We start from the raw sequence: 7,121 nt of genomic DNA, 5'->3' as shown, positions 1-7,121 counted from the left end.
AAAGTAACCTTAACAACGAAGACCAGAAATGAAAGTTTCAACGTTACCGGTCTGAGTATGCCGTTCGTGATGAAATATTATACCAATGGAAGCATGGAGATATTAAAACAGGATGTTGGAAAATCAGGTACCAATACCGTAAGACTTTGTCCCTGGGAAGTTAGCGGAGACGGAACATTCACCTGGGCAGATGGTGTTGGGCTGATCAGTGAACCTGACGGAACACGTAATGATTTGATATACACCTTTGTCGATAACGGTGTATACGGAGAAAAAGAGATGAAAGGCTTTATCTTGTGGATGTTTGACGGTAGCGGTAGCAGCGTGGGTGAATACAAAGGAGGTACTTCCCGTTATACATACGTTTCTATGGAAAAGCATAAATAATCCATTTTCTGCTTAAATTAAAAAGAGAGTGTCCCGGCGGACACTCTCTTTATTTGTATTCCGATCAGCTAGGCAATTAAATAAAGAATTCTTTAAAAATATTTTTATTTGTTAAATAACCTCTTTTGGTAGAGTTACTCAAAATTTGGATAGAATAATCGCTTTAACAGGGACGCAATTTTAGCCAAATAGCAAACGACAAATATCCGTAATTTTAGATACAAATCTAATTTGAATATCAGTTACCTTTTTTGTTAAGCTTTTTTGATTTCCTTTAGGAACAAAAATTTGCTGAAAACCTAATTTTTCGGCTTCAGAAATACGTTGCTCAATACGACTAACGGCTCTAATTTCTCCCGATAGACCTACTTCCCCTGCAAAAACAGTATCATGAGGTAATACCGTATCCATATTGGAGGATAATATAGCCATTACTACAGCTAAATCCAATGCCGGATCATTTACCCGAATACCTCCTGCGATATTCAGAAAAACATCTTTTGTTGCCAAACGAAAACCGACCCGTTTTTCAAGAACAGCCAGTAACATATTTAAACGCCTTGAATCAAAACCCGTAGCGGAACGCTGAGGAACGCCATAAGCGGCTGTGGAAACTAACGCTTGAACTTCCAACAATATAGGACGGATTCCTTCGATGGTAGCAGAAACAGCTATACCGCTCAACTCTTGACTGTAATTGGAAAGTAAAAGTTCAGAAGGATTACTTACCTGACGTAAACCGGATTGAAGCATTTCATAAATACCGATTTCAGATGTCGAACCAAATCGGTTTTTTAAAGAACGTAAAATACGATACATATATTGCTGATCGCCTTCAAAATGCAAAACGGTATCGACCATATGTTCCAAAATCTTTGGTCCTGCCAATTGTCCGTCTTTGGTAATATGTCCAATTAATATCGTTGAAATCGTATTTTCTTTCGAATAACGCAATAAGCTATTAGTACATTCCCGGATTTGGGAAAGACTCCCAGGAATAGCATCAATATTTTCAGTGGCTAAGGTTTGAATGGAGTCGATAATCAAAAGATGAGGTTGTATCTTTCGGGAATGTTCCAATACCATCTCGAGAGAATTTCCGGAAAGAAAAAGACATTCATCATTTTCAATACCCAAACGCTGTGCTCTCATTTTAATCTGAGCAATACTTTCTTCACCGGATACATATAAGATTCTACCACAATTATTGTGTAAAGCAAACTGAAGTACAAGCGTAGACTTTCCTATACCGGGTTCTCCTCCTAGCAATATCATTGATCCTGGAACTAACCCTCCTCCCAACACGCGGTTGAGTTCACCGTCTCCCGTATTTATCCTTTCGTCTGCATTTATTTTTACTTCTGATAACCTAAGAGCTTTTGAAGTAGATTTTCCAACCAATATGTTAGTTTGTCCTTTTGCTTTTATTTCTACTTCTTCCTCAAAACTATTCCATTCTCCACAAGTTGGGCAGCGCCCAACCCATTTTGTTTCCTTGGCGCCACAATTCTGGCAAACATATATTGTTTTTGATTTCATAAATACAGCAAATACATTTTGTAAGTCCAGAATAATACTACAAATTTATTAATAAAATTCTTCATAATCCTCCTCCTGATTTATCCGTTCTTTCATTTCATTTTCAGTGGTTGTTTCTGCACAATCCAAATTTTTTAGAACACCTATCGGTTTTTCAAAAGGAGTTGCCATAAAATGAAGAGCAGGATCGTCCATTACTTTTTTTAGAAACTTAGCCCAAATAGGTAAAGCCATACTGGCTCCCTGTCCATTTACCAAATTCTGGAAGTGAATAGAACGATCTTCAGCACCTACCCACACCCCTCCTACTAAATTGGGTGTTATTGCCATGAACCATCCGTCTGCATGTTGCTGAGTTGTTCCTGTTTTACCTCCCATCGGATTCGTAAAACCATATTTATAACGTAAACGTATTCCTGTTCCTTCGTTCACTACGCCTTCTAATAAATTACACATCAAATAAGCCGTTTGAGCAGTAATGACTTCTCGGGAATCAGGCTGAAATTCCACTAAAGTGTTTCCATATTTATCTTCAATACGCGAAACCAGAAGGGGCGTATTATATACTCCTTTATTGGCAAATATGGAATATGCAGCGACCATTTCTTTTACAGAAATTTCAGCAGTCCCCAAAAATACAGAAGGTACAGGATCTATAAAACTCTGAATTCCCATTTTATGAGCCATTTGAGCCACAGCTTCAGGAGTAAATTGTTTTAATACCCAGCCAGAAATATTATTTTCTGAATTTGCTAACCCCCAACGTAAAGAAACCATTTCTCCTTGTCTTTTACCTCCTCCTCTCGCCGTCCATGTCGTACCATCTGGCAAAACAAAAGTTTGCGGTATATTAGGAACTTGGTCACAAGGGCCTAACCCTTCTTGCATAGCTAAAGTATATAAAATTGGCTTAATCGTTGAACCAACTTGTCGTCTGCCGACGCTTACCATATCGTACATAAAATAACGGTAATCCGGTCCTCCCACATAAGCTTTTACATTTCCTGTCTGAGGTTCCATGACCATAAAACCAGCTCGGAAAAATGCTTTATAATGTTTAATCGAATCCAAAGGACTCATAATAGTATCTCTTATCCCTTGCCAAGTAAAAATTTGCATTGGGACAGATTTATTAAATTCCTTACGGATATCTGTAAAACTCATTCCTCCTTCTTTTAGAACTCTATAACGCTCCGTTCTTTTTATAGAACGGTCCAATATTTCATAAACTTCTTCTGAAGATAAATCATTTGAGAAAGGAGGATTGCGTTTTTCTATTTTTTCCCGACTAAATAAAGGTTGCAGATCTTGACTTAAATGCTCTACAACTGCTTCTTCTGCATATTTCTGCATATGAGAATTGAGTGTGGTATAAATCTTTAAGCCATCAGAATAAATATCATAATGAGACCCATCTAATTTTGTATTCTTTTTACACCACCCATACAAAGGATTATGTTCCCAAGCAAGAGAATCTTGTTTATACAATTCAGGATTCCAACGATAATTACTTTTATTTGGCTGACTAGCGGTCATAAAAATACGAAGATATTCCCGAAAATAAGTAGCATATCCTTCCTTATGATCTTCTTTTTTGAATTTCAATCCTAGAGGTAACATTTTCAATGAATCATATTGATCCTGAGTAATCTTATCATATTTCAGCATTTGACTAAGGACAACATTCCGCCTTCCTAAAGTTTTCTCCGGCCTGCGGAGCGGATTAAATAAAGCAGGATTTTTAGCCATTCCCACAAGCATTGCAGCCTCTTCTATTTTTAATGAATCCAGAGGTTTTTGAAAATATACGTCGGCAGCAGAATTTATACCTACAGCTAAATTTAAAAAGTCAAATTTATTGAGATACATCGTTATAATTTCTTCTTTCGTATAACTCTTTTCCAGACGAACAGCAATTACCCATTCCCGAAATTTCCGCATGGACAATTCTATAAAATTTTGATCCGGATCCCGGGGAAAAAGCATTTTTGCCAATTGTTGGGTAATCGTACTCCCTCCACCAGAAGAAGAATTACCCGTTAATAATCCTTTAGCAACCCGAAACAGTCCAATTACATCAATACCACTGTGTTCATAAAAACGTATATCTTCTGTTGCAATCAAAGCATCTTTCACTGATTCAGGAATATCTCTGTATTCCGTATAGCGTCGATTCTCGCTGCCTTGATAATAACGACTGATCATGGGACCATCCTCAAAGTAAATTTCAGACGCAAATTTGTTCGTGGGATTTTCTAATTCTTCGAAAGTTGGCATAAAACCCAATTTCCCCGCCGTAATTAACCAGAAAAATATAACAACCGTTACCATTCCGATTAAAAATATTCCCCAGAAAAAGAAAAAGAATTTTTTATACTTCTTAAACATGGATTTTCTTGTTGATTTTTACTAAGCAAATATAACTGAAAAATATAAATTCTTTTATTTTCCCTCTATTACATTCCAAAACATACCCATAAAAATAAATAAGAGAGACTAAATTTATATTCACAGGTCGAAGAAATATTAAAATAATTGGATTCTCCGTACAAGGCTCCATCTTAATTTATATGTAAAATCTATAAAATTAGTATTTAAATTTAATATAAATTAGTGAAAGTATACATTCATTCACTATTCTTTTTTCTCTTCAATATTAATGGTTCGTTTTTGTTGGTGATAATGGCTCTATAATGGTTTTATAATATACTGTAAATCAATACAATAAAAAATTTGAACGATAAAGAATGGGTTTTTTAATTAAAAAAATATTACTTATTATAAAATAACAATTTTAATAACAGATTTATACTTAGGAGGTTATGATGATAAATCCAGTGGATTCAAAGGAGAGGAAAACGGGAAGATGTCTGTTTTTTTATTTCCAGGGCTTTTTCTGAAAAAAATTCACCCAACATAAAACACCAAAATGACTCAAAATTCAGCCGTAAAGGAGAAGCTTTCTCCTCTTACGGTGCAAAGGAATCAATTAAAAATTAAAAAATGCTTATGAAAAGATTGAACTTGATTATTCTATGCCTCTTTATAGGTATAGGTGCAGCAATCGCCCAGACAATGAAGGTCAAAGGTATCGTCACGGACGAGGCCGGTGAACCGATTGTGGGCGCATCAATTCTGGTCAAAGGGACAACCACCGGTGTGACTACCGACTTTGACGGAAAGTTTGAACTGACAGCTCCCAATAACAAGTCTGTACTTGTTATCTCCTACATCGGTTATAAGACGCAGGAGTTGAAAGTGAGTGCGAATATGAAGGTGGTTCTTCAGAGTGAGAGCCAGACGCTGGACGAAGTGGTGGTAACGGGTATGGCCAAGATGGACAAGCGTTTGTTCACGGGAGCTACCGACCGTCTGACGGCAGATGATGTAAAACTGGATGGTCTTCCTGAAATCAGCCGTGCGCTGGAAGGACGTTCTGCCGGAGTATCGGTACAGAACGTATCGGGAACGTTCGGTTCTTCCCCGAAAATCCGCGTGCGCGGAGCGACTTCTATTTACGGAGACTCCAAACCGTTGTGGGTGGTAGACGGTGTAATTATGGAGGATGTGGTAGAGGTAAGTGCCGATGATTTGTCTTCGGGTAATGCCGAGACGATGATCAGTTCTGCCATTGCCGGTTTGAACTCGGACGATATCGAGAGCTTCCAGATCCTGAAGGACGGTTCTGCAACCTCCATCTACGGAGCTCGCGCTATGGCAGGTGTGATTGTAGTAACGACGAAGAAAGGTAAGGCCGGGGTGAGCCGTATCAACTACACGGGTGAATTTACAATGCGTCTGAAACCCAGTTACAGTGAGTTCAATATTATGAATTCCCAGGAACAGATGGGTGTATACCAGGAAATGGAAGCCAAAGGTTTCCTGAACTTCGGAGGTACTTACCGGGCAGCCAACAGCGGTGTATACGGAAAGATGTATAAGTTACTGAATACCTATGATCCGGTGACGGGTACTTTTGCACTTCAGAATACAGAAGCTGCGCGTAATGCTTATCTGCGTCAGGCAGAAATGCGCAATACCGACTGGTTCGACAGATTGTTCGAAACCAATGTCATGCAGAATCACTCTGTCAGCATGAGTGGTGGTACGGAAAAAGCTACTTTCTATGCTTCTTTGAGTGCTATGGTAGATCCGGGTTGGTCCAAACAAAGTAAGGTACAGCGTTATACGTTAAATTTGAATTCTACCTATAATCTTTATAAAAATCTTTCCCTGAACCTGATCGGTAGCGGTGCTTTCCGTAACCAGAGAGCTCCCGGTACCCTTTCACAGGAAACAGATGCTGTACACGGAGAAGTAAAACGTTCTTTCGATATCAACCCGTATAGCTACGCGTTGAATACTTCCCGGGCACTGGATGCTAATGAATTCTATACCCGTAACTATGCTCCCTTTAATATTATGCACGAGTTACGCAATAACTACATGGACCTTTCCGTAACTGACCTGAAATTCCAGGGCGAATTGAAATGGAAGATTCTTCCGAGCCTGGAAGTGGGTGTATTGGGAGCCTTGAAATATTCTGCTACCGTTATGGAACACCATATTAAAGATGAATCCAACCAAGCCCTGGCTTACCGTGAAATGCCAGATGCAACGGTTCGTAATGCAAACTCTTATCTGTATAAAGATCCTGATCATCCGTACGAACTTCCGATTACGGTATTACCCGAGGGAGGTATCTATGAAAGAACGGATAACAAGATGCTCGGTTATGACTTCCGTGCCGATTTATCCTGGAATCAGGTATTTAACGATACTCATATCGTTAACTTCTACGGTGGTATGTTGTTACAATCTACAGAGCGCCAGAAAAACTGGTTCCGCGGTTGGGGACGTCAGTATTCTATGGGAGATGTTGCTTTCTATGCTTACGAGGTGTTCAAAAGAGGTGTTGAAGAGAATACTCCTTATTTTACGGTAGAAAATACGCGTACGCGTATCGCTGCCTTCTTCGGAACCGCTACTTATTCTTATAAGAGCCGCTATACCATCAATGGAACGGTTCGTTATGAAGGTACCAATAAGTTAGGTAAGAGCCGTTCAGCCCGCTGGCTTCCGACCTGGAACGTTGCAGGCTCCTGGAATATGCACGAAGAGGAATTCTTCAAAACACTGGAACCGGCTTTGTCCCACTTTACATTGAGAGCTTCCTACAGTTTGACTGCCGATAG

The 7,121-nt window shown here is 39.0% G+C and carries 4 protein-coding genes; 2 read left to right on the top strand and 2 right to left on the bottom strand.

The window, feature by feature from the left end:
* A partial coding sequence (locus tag HMPREF9449_RS15650; protein ID WP_009138237.1) for a hypothetical protein occupies positions 1 to 387 on the top strand: 387 nt, incomplete at its 5' end.
* Between the two features lie 180 nt (positions 388 to 567).
* Here the strand turns inward: HMPREF9449_RS15650 and radA are convergent.
* Complete coding sequence (radA, locus tag HMPREF9449_RS15645; protein WP_009138236.1) at positions 568 to 1,926, bottom strand: DNA repair protein RadA; 1,359 nt, start codon at positions 1,924 to 1,926, stop codon at positions 568 to 570.
* Positions 1,927 to 1,974: 48 nt separating this feature from the next.
* Entirely contained in the window at positions 1,975 to 4,314 is a 2,340-nt protein-coding gene (locus HMPREF9449_RS15640; protein ID WP_009138235.1) for a transglycosylase domain-containing protein, read from the bottom strand.
* A 621-nt stretch (positions 4,315 to 4,935) separates the two neighbouring features.
* Between HMPREF9449_RS15640 and HMPREF9449_RS15630 the strand changes: the two genes are divergently transcribed.
* The coding region (locus HMPREF9449_RS15630; protein WP_009138233.1) for a SusC/RagA family TonB-linked outer membrane protein at positions 4,936 to 7,121 on the top strand (2,186 nt) is incomplete at its 3' end.

This window comes from Odoribacter laneus YIT 12061, assembly GCF_000243215.1.
GTDB classification, from domain to species: Bacteria; Bacteroidota; Bacteroidia; order Bacteroidales; family Marinifilaceae; genus Culturomica; species Culturomica lanea.
This window is presented reverse-complemented; position numbering and strand designations above follow the sequence as displayed.

Excerpts from the sequence above, each read along its gene's own strand:
- radA (WP_009138236.1), bottom strand. The coding sequence starts at position 1,926 with ATGAAATCAAAAACAATATATGTTTGCCAGAATTGTGGCGCCAAGGAA.
- HMPREF9449_RS15640 (WP_009138235.1), bottom strand. The coding sequence starts at position 4,314 with ATGTTTAAGAAGTATAAAAAATTCTTTTTCTTTTTCTGGGGAATATTT.